The sequence below is a fragment of the Aequorivita sp. IT1183 genome (genome assembly GCF_058068265.1).
Window position 1 is genome coordinate 387,124 of the sequence record NZ_JBYRHS010000005.1, and the last position, 16,533, is coordinate 403,656.

At 37.7% G+C, this 16,533-nt stretch carries 13 protein-coding genes; 6 read left to right on the forward strand and 7 right to left on the reverse strand.

Translation table 11 applies throughout. The features are described from left to right. The first annotated feature begins 20 nt into the window (after positions 1-20). Positions 21-797, forward strand: a complete 777-nt coding sequence (locus AC3RVF_RS12395) for an amidohydrolase (protein WP_489693477.1) — start codon at positions 21-23, stop codon at positions 795-797. Here the strand turns inward: AC3RVF_RS12395 and AC3RVF_RS12400 are convergent. Together AC3RVF_RS12400 and AC3RVF_RS12405 are read right to left on the reverse strand one after the other, a co-directional pair. Continuing rightward, positions 784-2,388: an Ig-like domain-containing domain gene (locus AC3RVF_RS12400; RefSeq protein ID WP_489693478.1), complete on the reverse strand. Its 1,605-nt coding sequence runs from the start codon at positions 2,386-2,388 to the stop codon at positions 784-786. The two genes, AC3RVF_RS12395 and AC3RVF_RS12400, sit on opposite strands and share 14 nt — an antisense overlap. Before the next feature lie 80 nt (positions 2,389-2,468). After that, the gene (locus tag AC3RVF_RS12405; RefSeq protein ID WP_489692324.1) at positions 2,469-3,131 is read right to left on the reverse strand and encodes a ComF family protein; all 663 of its coding nucleotides are present in this window, start codon (positions 3,129-3,131) and stop codon (positions 2,469-2,471) included. An 83-nt stretch (positions 3,132-3,214) separates the two neighbouring features. On the opposite strand from AC3RVF_RS12405, the gene AC3RVF_RS12410 reads away from it, so the two are divergent. After that, complete coding sequence (locus AC3RVF_RS12410; RefSeq protein WP_489692325.1) at positions 3,215-4,099, forward strand: hypothetical protein; 885 nt, start codon at positions 3,215-3,217, stop codon at positions 4,097-4,099. An 84-nt stretch (positions 4,100-4,183) separates the two neighbouring features. Further along, positions 4,184-5,722 carry a glycine--tRNA ligase gene (locus AC3RVF_RS12415; RefSeq protein WP_489692326.1) on the forward strand — a complete coding sequence of 513 codons (1,539 nt, stop codon included), beginning with the start codon at positions 4,184-4,186 and terminating at the stop codon, positions 5,720-5,722. Between the two features lie 46 nt (positions 5,723-5,768). Here AC3RVF_RS12415 and AC3RVF_RS12420 read toward each other — a convergent pair whose 3' ends face one another. Together AC3RVF_RS12420 and AC3RVF_RS12425 are read right to left on the reverse strand one after the other, a co-directional pair. Further along, positions 5,769-6,158: a hypothetical protein gene (locus tag AC3RVF_RS12420; RefSeq protein WP_489692327.1), complete on the reverse strand. Its 390-nt coding sequence runs from the start codon at positions 6,156-6,158 to the stop codon at positions 5,769-5,771. 100 nt (positions 6,159-6,258) lie between these two features. Next, on the reverse strand, positions 6,259-9,720 hold the full coding sequence (locus tag AC3RVF_RS12425) for a DUF8818 domain-containing protein (protein WP_489693479.1): 3,462 nt from the start codon (positions 9,718-9,720) through the stop codon (positions 6,259-6,261). 214 nt (positions 9,721-9,934) lie between these two features. On the opposite strand from AC3RVF_RS12425, the gene AC3RVF_RS12430 reads away from it, so the two are divergent. The 3 genes from AC3RVF_RS12430 to AC3RVF_RS12440 all read left to right on the forward strand — a co-directional run bounded on the left by AC3RVF_RS12430 (position 9,935) and on the right by AC3RVF_RS12440 (position 12,447). Further along, entirely contained in the window at positions 9,935-10,717 is a 783-nt protein-coding gene (locus AC3RVF_RS12430) for an exodeoxyribonuclease III (protein ID WP_489692329.1), read from the forward strand. A gap of 45 nt (positions 10,718-10,762) precedes the next feature. Further along, entirely contained in the window at positions 10,763-11,314 is a 552-nt protein-coding gene (locus tag AC3RVF_RS12435) for a hypothetical protein (RefSeq protein WP_489693480.1), read from the forward strand. 95 nt (positions 11,315-11,409) lie between these two features. Then, entirely contained in the window at positions 11,410-12,447 is a 1,038-nt protein-coding gene (locus AC3RVF_RS12440; RefSeq protein ID WP_489692331.1) for an NADP(H)-dependent aldo-keto reductase, read from the forward strand. A gap of 91 nt (positions 12,448-12,538) precedes the next feature. On the opposite strand, the gene AC3RVF_RS12445 is transcribed toward AC3RVF_RS12440, so the two are convergent. The 3 genes from AC3RVF_RS12445 to radA form a co-directional block, all read right to left on the reverse strand. Further along, complete coding sequence (locus tag AC3RVF_RS12445) at positions 12,539-13,903, reverse strand: acyl-CoA dehydrogenase family protein (protein WP_489693481.1); 1,365 nt, start codon at positions 13,901-13,903, stop codon at positions 12,539-12,541. Positions 13,904-13,969: 66 nt separating this feature from the next. Beyond that, the gene (locus AC3RVF_RS12450; RefSeq protein ID WP_489692333.1) at positions 13,970-15,106 is read right to left on the reverse strand and encodes a peptidoglycan DD-metalloendopeptidase family protein; all 1,137 of its coding nucleotides are present in this window, start codon (positions 15,104-15,106) and stop codon (positions 13,970-13,972) included. Between the two features lie 33 nt (positions 15,107-15,139). Next, a complete protein-coding gene (gene radA / locus AC3RVF_RS12455; protein WP_489693482.1) occupies positions 15,140-16,510 on the reverse strand; it encodes a DNA repair protein RadA in 1,371 nt (456 codons plus the stop codon). Positions 16,511-16,533: the final 23 nt, after the last annotated feature.

Genomic DNA, 16,533 nt, shown 5'->3' on the forward strand with positions numbered 1-16,533 from the left:
CTATCAAACACTATCAAATTTTGAAAAAAAATCTCAAAATAACAATCATTCAAAGTGAGCTTCATTGGGAAAATGCAGCGGCTAATCGCGACATGTTTTCAGAGAAAATAAAGAATATTGAAGGTGAAACAGACTTAATTATTCTCCCAGAAATGTTTACTACGGGTTTTACAATGAATGCCAAAAAACTTGCCGAGCCCAATGATGGTGAAACGCTGCAATGGATGATTCAGGAAGCGAAAAATTACAATACCGCCATTACGGGTAGTGTTATTATTACTGAAGAAAACAATTTTTACAATCGCTTGTTTTTTGTTTTTCCAGATGGAACACACGAAAAATATGACAAAAAACACACCTTCACTCTAGCCCGAGAAAATGAAACTTATACTAACGGAACAGAACGCATAATAGTAAACTACCACGGTTGGAAAATCTGCCCATTGGTTTGTTACGATCTTCGTTTTCCTGTTTGGGCGAGAAACACAGAAGATTATGACGTTTTAATTTATGTTGCTAATTGGCCAAAGGTACGCACCGTTGCTTGGGACACGCTACTTCGCGCTCGAGCAATTGAAAATATGGCATATTGCATTGGTGTAAACCGTGTAGGCTATGACGGCAATGATCACGAATACATTGGCCACTCCGCAGTTTATGATGTATTGGGAATACAAATTTCTTCCTCAGCTTTTGGAGAATTTATTGAAACTGTGAGTTTAGAAAAAAAGTATATTTCAACTAACAGAAAACACCTTCAATTTTTGAATGATCGCGATCAATTTACTTTAGAATAAACGTCTCGTTTAAGCCCCAATTGGCGCGCACTTCAATTTGTTTGGGGTAATAAATTATTTTTTCTGGTTGCATACGGGTTAGGAAATTACCAGAATCCCAACGCCTATTTTTGTTATCGTCGTAAATAATCCGCAGAAAATATTTGTCTGGCGATAGCGAATCGAAAAACACATTTTTGTTTTCGAAAAGGTATTCTTCTGCCACCACATTATACTTGCTATCTAACAATTGTACAATTATTGGCAATCGATCAATATTTACCATTGTAAGACTTAAAGTGCCGTAATCTGACGCTAGGCGCGTGTTTACATTGAACAGAATGGAGTCGTTAGTTTTTTCAAAAAAATCGGTCAATGCTCCTGGTAATACTTTAATGGAATAACTTTGCTCTTCCTTTTTCGGAAAAAATATTTCAGCCCAGTTATATTCTGTGTTCAACCGTACTGTTGATTCAACTACTATTGAATCTTTCGTCATTACTTCAAATTTTGATGCATCAAAAGAAATAATCGGAGTATTGGCGCGCAATTTAAACGTATCCTTCAGTTTTAGCGTTCCTGTTTTTAATGCTGAAATATTCAACGAATCCTTAAAAAGAGCTCGCATTCGCACCGTAGTTGTATCGACACTATTTTTGTTCGCAACTTTAAAAACCAAAGAATCTACTTCTATTGCGGGCTTAAACCAATAATGAAGCGAGTCCTTTTTTTCATCTTTAAAAACTGCAGAAGTATAATCTTCCGGCACTTCAGAAAGCACATCAATCGCTAGACTATCGGCACGACCTTCGTAACCAAAAACTATATGGTTTTTACCAACTTGGGTTGGACGAATAAACTTATAATCGGGGGTTTCCTTAAATAGCGTCAATGCGTATGTAGAATCTGTAGGCAGTGTAATTAGCTCTTTCACAAAACCAATCTTATCGTTTTTTGGCTGAAAAGTGTAATCGTTACTTTTTTCTTTTAATGCTAAAAGCAGATACTTGCCTTCCTTTAAATTGCTTAATTCAAATATTCCTGTTGAGTCTTTAGTTACGGTAATGTAGGTTGGTTTTTCAGAATAAATAAGTGAATCTGAAAAGGTTTCATTTACCTCATAAAGCATTACTGTAGTAGGGAATTCTGGCGCAATTAGTTTTGCATCTTTAATCTTTCCTGAGAGTTTTAAACTATCTATATAACTTCCTGTGGAGAAAATATATTTAAAATAATCATACTTATTTTCTTCGTTATTATCCACAATACTGTTTCCGAAGTTGAAGGAATAGGTAGTATTTGGCTTTAAAGTATCGAGAATTTTTATCTTCAAACTTTTAGAAGTACTTAAAGGTGTTATAAGTGGCGCAAATTTCATTGGTGGTGAAATGATGAGCTCTTTAGTTATTTCCTTTAGTTTTATGTATTCGTTAAATCTGATTTCAATTTCATCGCCCGAAAAATTGGTAGTGTAGTTTTCAGGGATGCTCCTAACAATAACCGGTGGAATGGTATCGCGTGGGCCACCCGATGGCGATCCCTTTTTTGCACAGTCTACAAAAGAGAGTATAAATAAAAAGGCGATGGGAATATAAAGTAGGCGGTGTTTCACTTAGAATTCTTTAAAATTACTTGACGCGGGGTTATGGTTTCAAAATTAAACAATAACTAGCTACAATTAACAAATAACTTTTAAGCTATCGCAATTGTGGCTATACTGATGGTTACCTTTTCTGCTTTTAATAATTGGATGGCGCATTTTTCTAGGGTTGCCCCCGTGGTTATAATATCGTCAACCAACAAAACATGTTTGTTAGTTATTGCTTCCAAATTTTGAATTGTAAACATTTCTTCGGCTTCAAAGCGTAAAACTCGCGTTTTAAAAACTTGCGAGCCAGATTTTGAAACTTTTATTAAAACATCATCGCGATAGGGAACATTAAGTGCTTTGGCAATTTCTTTTCCAAAGCCTTCCACCTGGTTGTATCCGCGTCTTTTCATCTTTTGTTTATGAAGCGGCACAGGAATTACCACCTCGATTTCTTTATACGAATCTATTTCTGCTAGTTCAGCACCCAGCCATTTTCCGAAAAAACTACTCACCTCCTTCTTACCTCGGTATTTTAAATTATGTAATAATTCTTGGGTCAAACCTCTCTTTTGAAAATGAACAATTGCCGTGGCGTTTTTCACTAAAAACCTGCCGTAAAATCTATTTATTAGTAAATTACTCCCTGATTTATGAATATTCGCCAATGGCAGTGAGTGAATGCATTTTATACAAATCACCTCTTCGCCCTTTAATAACAGCTGTTTACACCCTGTGCAAACCTTCGGAAAAAGTAGATTTAACATAATTTAAGAATTTTTACCATTTTATAAACGTTTGTTAAAGAATTACCTACCTACATTTACGGACTAAACTTAACTAGTTAATTATGACAACAAACGAAAACAATAGTGGTAAATTTAAGATACTCATAGGAGTACTTTCTGTTTTACTTATCGCCCTAGCCGTATACACGGTTACCCTATTTAATGATAGTAAAAATACGGTTTCAAATCTTGAGATGCAAAAAGCAGACATCGAACAAGAACTGGAAGGATTAATTGCGAATTATGATGAAGTAATAAAAGACAACGAACTGAAAGACAAAGACTTATTAGCTGCTCGCGAGAGAATTACAGTTCTTTTAGATTCAGTAAAAGACTCACAAGCAAACGTATCTCTTATAACCAGATACAAAGCAGAATTAGGCCGATTAAAGCAAGAACGCATCATGCTTTTTAAACGTGCTGACAGTTTAATTGCGGTTAATAGAAAACTGGTTGTGGAACGAGATAGCACTTCGAATGAACTTCAAAATACACGTATGGTTGTAGATTCTGTGAGCCAAGAAAATGTGGTAATGAACGAAACCATTAAAAAAGGTTCTGTCGTTAAAGCGACAGATTTACGGGGTGAAGCGGTAATTATCAGAAACAGCGGTAAAGTAGTTGACACAAAAAGAGCAAGTCGTGCAGACAAAATTAGAGCATGCTTTACTTTAGCTCCAAATGCTATTGCTCAAAAAGGAGATAGAACGCTTTACATTCAAGTAATCAACCCAAGAAACAAAATGATGGGCGATGATGCTGTTAAGCAATTTGAAGCCAAAAACATTAACTACAGTGCATCCACAAACGTTTTCTACGAAAATGAAGAATTAGATGTTTGTATTTTAGTTAATTCTTCTGAATCAAACCTAATTGAAGGTCGTTATACAATTAATCTTTATGACGGTGCAAACCTAATAGGTACCACAACAATGGAGCTGAAATAAACTTCTTAGAAAATAAAGAGAAGGTTAGTTTAAAATAAATGAAACCGCTGTGAGTTATCACGGCGGTTTTTTTATTTTTGCGCTATGGCAAACAACGACGATCAATTTAAGAAAGTAGTCTCTCACGCAAAGGAGTACGGTTATATTTTCGCATCGAGCGAAATTTATGACGGACTTAGCGCAGTATACGACTATGCTCAAAACGGAGTAGAATTAAAGAAAAACATTCGCGAATACTGGTGGCGAAGCATGGTGTATATGCATCAAAACATTGTAGGTATCGATTCTGCAATTTTAATGCACCCAACAATTTGGAAGGCTTCCGGCCACGTTGATGCTTTCAACGATCCGTTGATAGACAACAAAGATTCCAAAAAACGTTACCGCGCAGATGTTTTGGTTGAAGATTATGCCGAAAAAATCTATCAAAAAGCCCAAAAGGAAATTGAAAAAGCTAAAAAGCGTTTCGGCGATAGTTTTGATGAAGCGGAATTTGTAACAACAAATCCACGCGTTGTAAGATATTTAGAAGAACAACGCACCATTTTAGAACGTATGGCTCGCTCGCTCGAAAAAGAAGACTTGGCAGACGTAAAAGCGTTAATTGAAGAGCTTGGCATTGCCGATCCAGACACTGGTTCTAAAAATTGGACAGATGTTCGTCAGTTCAATTTAATGTTTGGAACTAAACTGGGTGCTTCTGCCGAAAGCGCAATGGACCTTTACCTTCGCCCAGAAACTGCGCAGGGTATATTTGTAAACTTCTTAAACGTTCAGAAAAGCGGAAGGATGAAAATCCCTTTCGGAATAGCGCAAACAGGAAAAGCTTTCCGTAATGAAATTGTTGCGAGACAATTCATTTTCCGAATGCGAGAATTTGAGCAGATGGAAATGCAATTCTTTGTACGCCCAGGCGAAGAGCTTAAATACTACGAATACTGGAAAGAAACTCGTTTAAAATGGCACCTTTCCTTGGGAATGGGAGAAGAAAACTACCGTTTCCACGATCACGAAAAAATGGCGCATTACGCAAATGCCGCAACAGATATTGAATTCAACTTTCCCTTCGGCTTTAAAGAATTGGAAGGTATACATTCCAGAACCGATTTCGATTTAAAAGCACACGAAAAATTCTCTGGCAAAAAGCTACAATTTTTCGACCCAGAATTGAACGAAAGCTATGTTCCGTATGTTGTGGAAACCTCAATTGGTTTAGACAGAATGTTTCTTGCCGTTATGAGTAATTCGCTTCAGGACGAAACTTTAGAAGACGGTAGTGTAAGAACTGTTCTAAAATTACCAGCAATTTTAGCGCCTATAAAAGCCGCTGTTCTTCCGTTAATAAAGAGAGACGGTTTACCCGAAATTGCACAGAAAATTATTGACGCTCTGCAATGGGATTACAATGTAATTTATGATGAAAAGGATGCCGTTGGAAGACGCTACCGTCGTCAAGATGCCGTTGGAACACCGTTCTGTATTACCGTAGATCATCAAACTATTGAAGACAATTCAGTTACAATACGATACCGCGACACTATGGAGCAGGAACGTATTCAGATTTCAGAAATTTCAGAAAAAATGAAGGAAACCATTTCATATAAACACTGGCTTTCCGAATAATTTTTCAAGTGATTAATTCTATATTTCCAAAAAGGAGCGTATTAATTTACGCTCCTTTTTTTATGTCAATAATCTCAGCCGGGGTGGCTCTATCACAACGGTTCATTCTTCGTAATCCGTTGAATTTTATCCATACTTTTAGACCATCTTTTTTGTAAGTTTCTTCCAGATTCATAGGATCTAAATAGTAAAATTCCATTTTATCGCCAGGCATTTGGATGGTATAAGGACAGTCGCCTTCTTTATCTGAATATACTATCGTACCCAGCAAATAGCCTTCAGCCATCAATTTTTGAGGATCCATTGTTTCAGTATTTATTGTGGTTTCTGTAGTTGTGGAAGTTTCAGAAGTGTTAGTGCTTTGTGTTTTCTTTTCTGTGGTGCCACAGGAAAGAACTAATGCTGAAAAGACTGCGATTACTATTTTTAAAAACATTTTTTCCTTTTTTTAAATGATTTATGAAGATACAAAAAAGGAAACATCAATTCAGCAATGAGAATTGAAATATCTCGCAGCATTCCGCGTGGCGCTCACCTTAAAAATACGCTCGCAACTGTACACTGCCCGTATGCACTGTTTTGGTGGTTTCACTTTTTCTTCCAAAATAGGAGAAATTAGCATCTAAATATTTCGTAATCCGCTTCTGAAAAAGCATTCGCCACGTAAAATTTGTTCCCGGTTGTAAGCCTTCCAACATTTGATAAGCAACGGGAGAAAAAGGATTTCCTTCAAAATTGTTGTCGATGTAATTAAACTCACCGTTCATTGAAATCTTTTCGGCGTTGGTGTATGCGAAAGAAAAACCAAGCGTTTGCTGGTTTAGCGACTCCATATTCCCCAACTTATTGTCTTGATTTGCAAATTCATAAAACACATCGAAACGTGTCTGCTGACTAAGCAAGTAAGAAATTTTCGGGTTGAATTCATTCGAATTAAGAAGGTAGTTTCTACTAGCAAAATTCTCCGAAAGGCTTTCATTGCTGCCCGTTGCGCCCTTTAAATTAAGCAACCAGCTTTCATAAAATTTATGATTGAAATTAAATTGATGACTTTCTAAATTATTGCGTTGCAAACCTACGGCGAGCAAATTATCTGACGAGGTTGAAATAAATGTATAGCTGGTTGTGTAACGTTGCTTCCCGCGATTGAAGAACAAAGCGTTCCTAAAATTAAGAACCAATCCCAATTGATCATCGCCGCCATCTTCAAACGGATTTATGTTGAAACCATCCTTTTTTCGCTTTACTTTTCTATCTAAAACGTAAGAAGTTTGATTGTAAAAATGTGACAGCAGCTTTTTGAAACCTTCTTTATTAGACCAGTTTTGTGGGTTCAAAGTAAGAATCTGACTAAATTTATTCTGCCTAATTTTTAAAAAAACTTGATTGGGTAGCAATATCCGTATATATTCTGCTTGGTCTTGAAATTGTGCCACTTCAAATTCTTCCAATTCTTGAATTCCGTTATTATTATAATCAATCCACACATAAACACCCTGCCCTGGCTCCGTTTTTACATACGTAAATTCCTGCTGCGCAATTACTCCGTTGTTAGATTCTAAGGCTGTATTTAAGCGAATTCCACCATCAAATAATGCCTGATTATAGAGGAATCTCGAATTCAATGAGCGTTCTGTTTCGCGCTTGTCGATATTTAAAATTGAATCATTTGGGTTGAAAGCGGGACCCGATTTTGGTTCGTAATTCAATGTTCTATAATTCGCAAAAGCCGAAAGCTGCGTGTTTTCAGTATTTATAAGTCTCGATTTTAAATAGTATGTCTTCGATGAATTCACTTTTTGAAGCAAATTATTGCGAACACTATCGTTTACACGAAATTGATAACCGGCTTCCACAAAAACTTTGGTGCTGTCACCAATTCCAGAAAATACTTCGTACGAACTAAATTTCTGGCTAATGGGCGAAATACTATCGCGAACCACGTCTTTAATTTGATTGTCTTCCAAGGCAATTTTTCCACCAACCCAAGCTTTTTCGAAAGAATAAGTAGTTCTGTTGTTGAACCTAAGAAATTTAGAAGAAATAGAATCGGCTTTGCTATCTAAATAACTTCCGTAGGTAAGAAATCGCAGTTTTTTCAGCTTTAAATCTGAAGTAATTACATGCCGTGTTCCGTTGAAATTTTCGGAATAATTTAAATTTTGAAATTCATAACGGCCACCTCCATTTTTAAGATGAGAAAACTCAACCCCCGAAGTAATCAAACTTTGATTCCCCACAGGATTAATAAGGTTCCAATCGCGATTGAATTCAATATTATAAAGTCTTTCGATAGTCCGGAAATCTCGTTGAACAAAATCTAAAGTTCCAAAAGCTTCTACTTTTAAAGTATCTACGGTTGTTAAAACGCGTTGCTTAAAAGCCAACCTTCCCGCAAAACCATCGTTGTTATTATCGTCAATATCGCTGAAAAGGTTTAAGTCGTTTTTACTACCTGCAACTTCAAAATCTACAATTGTTTTTTCCGATGGATGAAACCTTCCGTTTAAACCACCAACCTGCAGTTTTATTGGAGCATTCAACCTAATAACAGGAGCATAATTTCCTTGGGGCACGCCGTTTACTGGCGGCACATATTCAAAAATACGGCTAATGGCGTTGGTATCGCTAATTACATAATCGCCATTATTTGCTCCTACAAGAGAAAAACGCACGGTAAAAAGTTCGTCGTCTGGGTTACTTGAAAAAACAAAAGCCTCCTGCCCATTGATAATTTCCTTTTTGTAAAGAATTTTGTTTTCAGCATACGTGTCGGGAGCGGCTGATGGCGCATTCATCAAATCACGATCGTCGCCCGCAGCCATGAGGATTGCTACTTGTTCTTCGGAAAGATTTTGTTGCAACGGCTGATTTTTCGCATCGTTTTCTGAATATACATACACGCCCAAGTCTAAGTTTTCACTAGAATAATTACCGCCGCCGAAACCAATAAAACGCGTGTAACTTCTATCGGTATATTGATATTCTACCGAAATACGCATGTTGCTAGTGATAGGATATGTTGGGTTAAATTTTATTTCGCCAGCATTGTAATCTATTACATAATCTTCGTTTTCGCCGCGGTTTAAAAGCAATCCATTTACATAAACCCGCTCGCTGCCCGAAACCACCAAAATATAAAGTTCGCCGTTAGGACCAACTAATTTATACGGACCTTGGTTTCCTTCCTGCCCAATAAATTCACTTTTTGAAAAAACGCCGCGCACCAAAGCACCCGAAGCATAGGCCGAAATTTTTGAACCGTCTTCATTGTTATTAGTTCCGCCAAGCGATATTCCCTGTACTTTTTTGGTAAATCTTCCAAAATAACTATTGTTGTTTTGAAGATCGATATCGCCAGCGCGTATGTTCCAATTTTCACCATAAAGTTCAATAAAAATCTGGTCGAATTCATTTAAACTTTGCGAATAGCCACCTTCCTGCGTTGGAATATTGGCATCTTGAATGGAAGCACGAATGGAAACTTTATCGCTCAGTTTCCCCGTAATTTGTAAATCGAGTTCACTGTTTACCACCGCGTTTTGATTATTCCCAATAGTGATGCCGCGCGTAATACTTCCCGAAGTATTTAAACCATCAAAAGGCGTGAAAACATTTGTATTCGTGCTTTCGTCCAGCGAATATAACTTGTCCATTTGCCCTGTATTTTCAACAATAATTTTTGGGTCGAGGGTGTAGTAATCTCGTGTTAAAAAATCGGGATACTGTAAATATTGAATGCTAAGCGAATCCTGCTGTTGCTGCAATTCTTCTGAAAAAATAATAATCCCCTTTTTGAAATCTATTCGATAGCTGAATGGATTCGGAGAATTTCCATCTTTATCTAGAATTACGAACCTCTTTGGGTTAATACCCGCGCTGTCTAAAACCACGGTATCCCTCAAAGCAACCTTCTTCTCTTTATAATTTGAAGAAATATCCTGCCCATAGCCAGAGGCCGCAATTATAAATAGGAAAAGAAACAGGTATAACTTCATCAACTATAAAACTAAACACTTGGGTTTTTATTTCGTCGGATATTTTATGATAACCTTTTAAGAAATATTTAGGGTAAAAATACAATCTTATTTACTTTAGCAATTCATAACATCTCTGTGAAACATTGTCGCTCGTAGTACAACTCAGTGGAATATTTTTACCACAAAGAACAGGAAGAAGGCACAATGTTCCGCAAAGAAAAAGGATTTAAGTTTGAAAATAATATCATACAACGTAAACGGAATTCGCGCTGCTATGCGCAAAGGATTTATTGAATGGCTACAAGCTGCAAACCCAGACGTAATCTGCATTCAGGAAACAAAAGCGAATTTTGATCAAGTGGAAGTTGAAGCAATTGAAAAAGCTGGTTATCCGTATCACTATTGGTATAGCGCCGTAAAAAAAGGATATAGCGGTGTTGCAATTTTTTCGAAAATTAAACCGAATCACATAGAATACGGTACCGGAATAGAATATATGGATGCCGAAGGAAGAAACCTTCGCGTAGATTTTGATGATGTTTCTGTGATGAGCTTGTATTTACCCAGCGGAACAAATATTGCCCGTTTGGAACACAAGTTCACGTTTATGGACGATTTTCAGAAATATATTGACAACTTAAAAAAAGAGATTCCAAATCTAGTTATCTGCGGCGATTATAATATTTGCCACGAAGCGATTGATATTCACGATCCAGTTAGAAATAAAAATGTTTCTGGCTTTTTGCCAGTGGAAAGAAAATGGCTCGACGGATTTATGAAAAGTGGCTTTATAGACAGTTTTAGACATTTCAATAAAGAGCCCGATAATTATACGTGGTGGAGTTATCGCGCAAATGCCAGAAACAATAATAAAGGCTGGCGAATAGATTATAATTTGGTTTCGCAACCGCTATTAGATAATCTTAAACGTGCCGTTATTTTGCCGGATGCAATGCATAGCGATCATTGTCCGCTTTTGGTGGAACTTGAATTCCCGCGTAGGCGGGAATCTTAGGTCAGAATTTGATAGACCTTTCTGAAAAAAATAACCTATAACACAATGAAAAATTTATTCTCGCTTCTTGCTATTATTTCTTTCGTTGGATGTGCATCTTATACCGATGCTAAATATTTCGATTGTCCAAAAAATAAAAATTATAGGATGGACACTGACAAAAAAGAATTGATTTATAAAATATTGAAACGCGCCGTTGTTCAAGAAAAAGACGTTCCAGACAATGATTTAATAAGAGATAAGCAGAAAATTTATATTTCAGATTTTTACTACGGTGCTTTTGAGGGCGAAGAAGCGAAAAGAACTTTTCCGCTTTCTCATTCAGAAATACCTTCAGAAATCAAAGGAATTTCATTTTGTATGAAATCTAAACCCGAGTTACAGATCATCGCAGATAAAACTACGGATTTTCTATACCTAACCTTCGGGGAAATTGAAATTGATGAAGATACTGCTACAATAGGAATTTCTACTAATTGGCAACCAATAACGAATAGCAAAGTTGCATATTTAAGCGGTGGCGGTTATGTTTGGCAGTTTAAAAAATTGAATGGTGAATGGAAATTTGAAAAGATTTTATTTCAATGGGTATCCTAATTTTACTGCATGTTCATCAAAATATCCTACAAGGTTTTTGAAACCTTGCAGGTCCAACAAATAATAAAAAGATTCCCGCATACGCGGGAAATAGTATGAAATACACAACCCTGCCCAATACAGATTTAAAAATAAGCAAACTCTGCCTCGGCACTATGACTTGGGGACAGCAGAATACTGAATTGGAAGCCCACGAACAGCTCGATTTTGCAATTGAAAAAGGAATAAATTTTATTGACTGTGCCGAAATGTATCCCGTGCCAGCAAATCCAAACACACAAGGCAGAACGGAAACGTATATTGGCAGTTGGTTGGCTAAAAAGAAAAATCGCGAAGATTTAATTATTACTTCAAAAATTGCGGGGCCCAGCCGATCGATGGACCATATTCGCCAACCTTTAGATTTCAGCAAAAAATCTTTGGAAGACGCTATCGATAAAAGTTTGAAGCGCCTGCAAACGGACTATATAGATTTATTCCAACTTCATTGGCCAGAACGCAATACCAATTATTTTGGGCAATTGGATTACACGCACAAAGAAGACGAATCTTGGAACGATAATTTTGCTGAAGTGCTTCAAACTTTAGAGGAATTCGTAAAAGCAGGGAAAATTCGCCATGCGGGACTTTCAAACGAAACGCCTTTTGGCGTGATGCGCTTTTTGGAAGAATCTCGAAAAGGAAACTTGAAAATGATTTCTGTTCAAAACCCGTATAATTTGGTGAATCGGAAAGACGAAATTGGTTTGAGTGAAATTCTTCAGCGTGAAAATATTGGCTATTTGCCCTATTCGCCTTTAGGATTTGGTACCCTTACCGGGAAATATTTAAACGGAAAAGCAGATGAAAATTCACGAATCAATCAGTTTAAGCAATACAGTCGTTACAGCAGTAAAACCGCTTTTGAAGCAACGGCAAAATATTACGAAATTGCCAAAAAGCACAATCTAAGTTTTGCGCAAATGGCGTTGGCTTTTATACTTCAGAAGAAATTTGTTACCGCCCCAATTATTGGCGCTACTTCAATCACTCAACTTTCAGAGAATATTGAAAGCATCAACATTTCACTTTCAAAAGAAATTTTAAAGGAGATTGATGCCGTTCATAACCAAATTCCGAATCCAGCGCCATAACCACCCCGTGCGCAAGCGGACACCCCTCCTTAAAAAGGAGGGGAACAGTGCCTCCCCCTATTTTCAAAGGGAGGTGCCGAAGGCGGAGGGGTTATACAAACGCACTATACCCCGTAATTGCTCGACCAACAATTAAAGAATTAATTTCTTTGGTGCCTTCATAACTGTAAATTGCTTCGGCATCTGCTACAAATCGAGCTACGTCATATTCCAGCAAAATTCCGTTACCGCCCATAACTTCGCGGGCTTGACTTACTACGTCTCGGGTTCGCATACTGCAAAAGACTTTTGCCAGTGAGGCATGTTCATCGGTCAACAATCCTTCATCCTGTAACTCCGAAAGTCGGAAACACATAGTTTGCATTGCGGTTAGGTTTGCAACCATTTCTACTAAATGATTTTGAACTAACTGAAACGAAGCAATAGGTTTCCCAAATTGTTCGCGTTTTTTGGTGTATTTCAGCGCAGCTTCGTAAGCACCGCGGGCGCAACCAACAGCTTGCCAAGCCACACCGGCGCGGGTCATTCTTAGCACTTTTGCCGTGTCTTTAAACGAATCGCATTTTTGAAGTCGGTCGCTTTCGGGAATGCGACAGTCGGTTAAAGTTATAATCGCATTCTGCACTGTGCGAAGCGCCATTTTATTCTCCATCTTTTCGGCTACAAATCCTGGGTTTCCTTTTCGCACTAAAAAACCTTTCACTTGGTCGGAAGCCTCATCGCGCGCCCAAATAATTATTACATCGGCAAATGTGGCGTTCCCAATCCATTTCTTTTGTCCGTTTAAAATCCACTCATCGCCTTCTTGTCTGCAAGTAGTTCCCAAACCGCCTGCAACTGCAGAACCTACTTCCGGCTCAGTTAAACCAAAGGCGCCAATAAGCTCCATTCGAGCCATTTTAGGGAGCCATTCCTGTTTTTGCTCCTCACTTCCGCAGATATAAATTGAGCCCATTGCCAAGCCGCTATGCACTCCAAAAAATGTAGAAATGGACACATCCACACGCGCAAGTTCCATTGCTATTATTCCTTCCATTACGTAACTTTCATCTGGCGTGCCGTAGCCTTTATAAGTGAGGCCGCAAATATTCAACTCTGCCATTTTTGGAATAATCTGAAACGGAAATTCGGCTTTATTCCAATATTCATTGGCTATCGGCTTTATTTCGTCTTCCATGAAATTGCGAACTTTTATCTGTAATTCGCGTTGTTCGGGAGTAAGCTTTAAAGCTAAATCGTAAAAATCGCCGTCAATGGGCGGCAGTTTGTGCTGTCCCTTTTTTCCACCTTTGTGTTTCAACATTTTCATTAAACCAGCTAATTGCCGATCATCGAGTTCACCAACGGTTTTCATAATTTCAGAAAGATCTACTTTTTGAGAAAGTTTGCCGAGCGCATCCAGATCAATCTCTTTCATTAAATGAAGGGTCTGTTTTATTTTGGAAAAAATGGACATAGTTTGTTTTTTCAGAATTGAATTCTAAAGATAATACTATGCACTTCTCTTTAGGCTAAATAAAAGTTAATTTGGAGATAGTGGTTTTATAACCGTTTCGTTTATATAACCCTTTAAACCGCTTGAAGTTTGAATGTGAAACCACTTTTGATTTTTGCCCAAAACAAGAAGTGTATCGTTCTTTTTCAAACTTAAAAATTCTTTATAAACCGCAGCAGGGCCTTTGTGAATTTCAGATCTATTTTTTAAAGTGACTGCTTTTGTGATAGTTGAAGATATTTCACTGACTTGAATTTCGGTTTTTTTAATAAACGAAAGAGGATTCACCGCGCCTTGCGATTTGTAAATTCCAAAATGAAGATGCGGATCGGTGGTTATTGCATTGCCAGTGTTACCAACAAAACCAAGCGTATCGCCAACTTTTACTCTTTTCCCTTCAGAAACCGCTATGCTGTCTAAATGTGCGTAATAAATAGTTTTTCCGAAAAGGCCATCTCGCAACCAAACCTGTTTTCCGCCAAGACCGCCATCGCCAACAGAAGTAATCCTTCCATCTGTTACCGCCACAACCGGCGTTCCGCGAGCAGCAAAAATATCTATTCCTTCGTGCGAACGGCTTCCGTCACCGCGCGGGTCTGCCCAAAAACTCTGAATATTTTTATTATCCGCACCACTTACGGGAAATTCGTAAAGCGGTTCAGTATAAATTTTCAAAATAAAGGGAAACTGCAATTGCATTTGTGGTTGTACAATTACTTTGTAATAACCAGAAATTTCAATTTCTTGTGAAAGTTTTGACTGTTTATCTTCGGCACTTTTTAGATGTTTAAATATTTTAAGTGAATCGGTCTTCGCTTGAAAAAGATCGATAAAGATCGAAGCTGAATCGGGAGTTTTTTCAATCTCAACTACGATGCGTTCTCCCTCTTTTAATTGAATATTATAACTGTAAACATTAAAATTATCTCCGGAAAAAACGCCGCTTTCAGAATACGGAAGCGTAATTTGTATGCTATCGCGTTTTGCGCTTTCAAATGCAATATTCCAACGAAGCAATAGCGAATCGTTTTTTGAAAAATTGCGTTCGTAAACTTCGCGCGCGGTTGGTTTTACAAATACATCTGCCGCTTTTTGAATTTCTTCTTTGCAGCTCGAAATAAGTATTCCCAAAAGAATTAATGCGGAAAAAAACCTCTGATTCATAGCGATGTTAAAGTAACAGAAATTAAACCACAATCAACCAAAAAGATGATGCACCACATCGTGAACCTTCGCCACTTTTATAATGTTTATGTGAAAATTGTTCTTCGGAATTTTACAGTATTTTGAAATAACGATGGAAGTAAAACCTAATTTTTCGGCTTCTAAAATGCGTTGCTCTACGCGAGTCACGGGACGAACTTCGCCCGCTAAACCAACCTCAGCAGCAAAGCAAAGACGTTTATCTATAGCAATATCAATATTTGAAGAAAGTACTGCGGCAACAACGGCTAAGTCAATCGCCGGATCGTCAACGGTTATTCCGCCAGTCACGTTTAAAAAAACATCTTTTGAACCAAGTTTAAAACCTGCACGTTTTTCTAAAACGGCGAGAATCATATTTAGGCGTTTAGCATTGTAACCTGTTGCGCTTCGTTGCGGTGTGCCGTAAACCGCGCTGCTCACCAAAGCTTGAATTTCAATCATTAAAGGGCGCATTCCTTCGAGAGTTGCGGAAACTGCGGTGCCGCTTAAATCTTCGTCATTTTTCGAGATTAGTATTTCTGAAGGGTTTGAAACTTCCCGAAGACCACTGCCCTGCATTTCATAAATACCGAGTTCATTTGTGCTTCCGAAACGGTTTTTATTAGCGCGCAGAATTCTGTAAATATGGTTTCGGTCGCCTTCAAACTGCAAAACCGTATCTACCATATGTTCCAGAATTTTTGGTCCGGCAATATTTCCATCTTTAGTAATATGACCAATTAAAATTACGGGAGTTGCAGTTTCTTTTGCAAATTTTATAAGCTCAGCAGTTGTCTCCCGAATTTGAGAAATACTTCCGGCGGTGCTTTCAATAGCATCTGTATGTAAAGTTTGAATAGAATCGATTACTACAATATCTGGCTCAATTTCGGCTATATTTCTAAAGATGTTTTGAGTTTTAGTTTCAGTGAGAATGTAGCAATTTTCAGAAATAGGTTGAATACGTTCCGCTCGCATTTTTATTTGTTGAGCACTTTCTTCACCTGAAACATAAAGTGTTTTATAGGGTAGCTGTAATGCAATCTGAAGCATCAACGTACTTTTACCAATGCCAGGTTCGCCACCCAAAAGCGTTAAAGACCCGGGCACCAATCCACCTCCGAGTACTCGGTTTAATTCGTTGTTTTTTGTGTTCAGTCGCGCTTCTGCTAGTGTTGAAATTTCAGAAATACGTTGAGGCTTGGCGTGTCTATTACGCTCGGTTCCCGATGAATCTGGAGATTTCCAGCTTACCTTTTCGGCTTTCTGGATAATTTCTTCTGCAATAGTGTTCCATTCTTTGCACGCGTTACACTGCCCTTGCCATTTAGCATATTGAGCGCCACAGTTTTGACAGAAAAATGTTGTTTTAGTTTTAGCCATAATATTTCCGCTAAAATAAATAT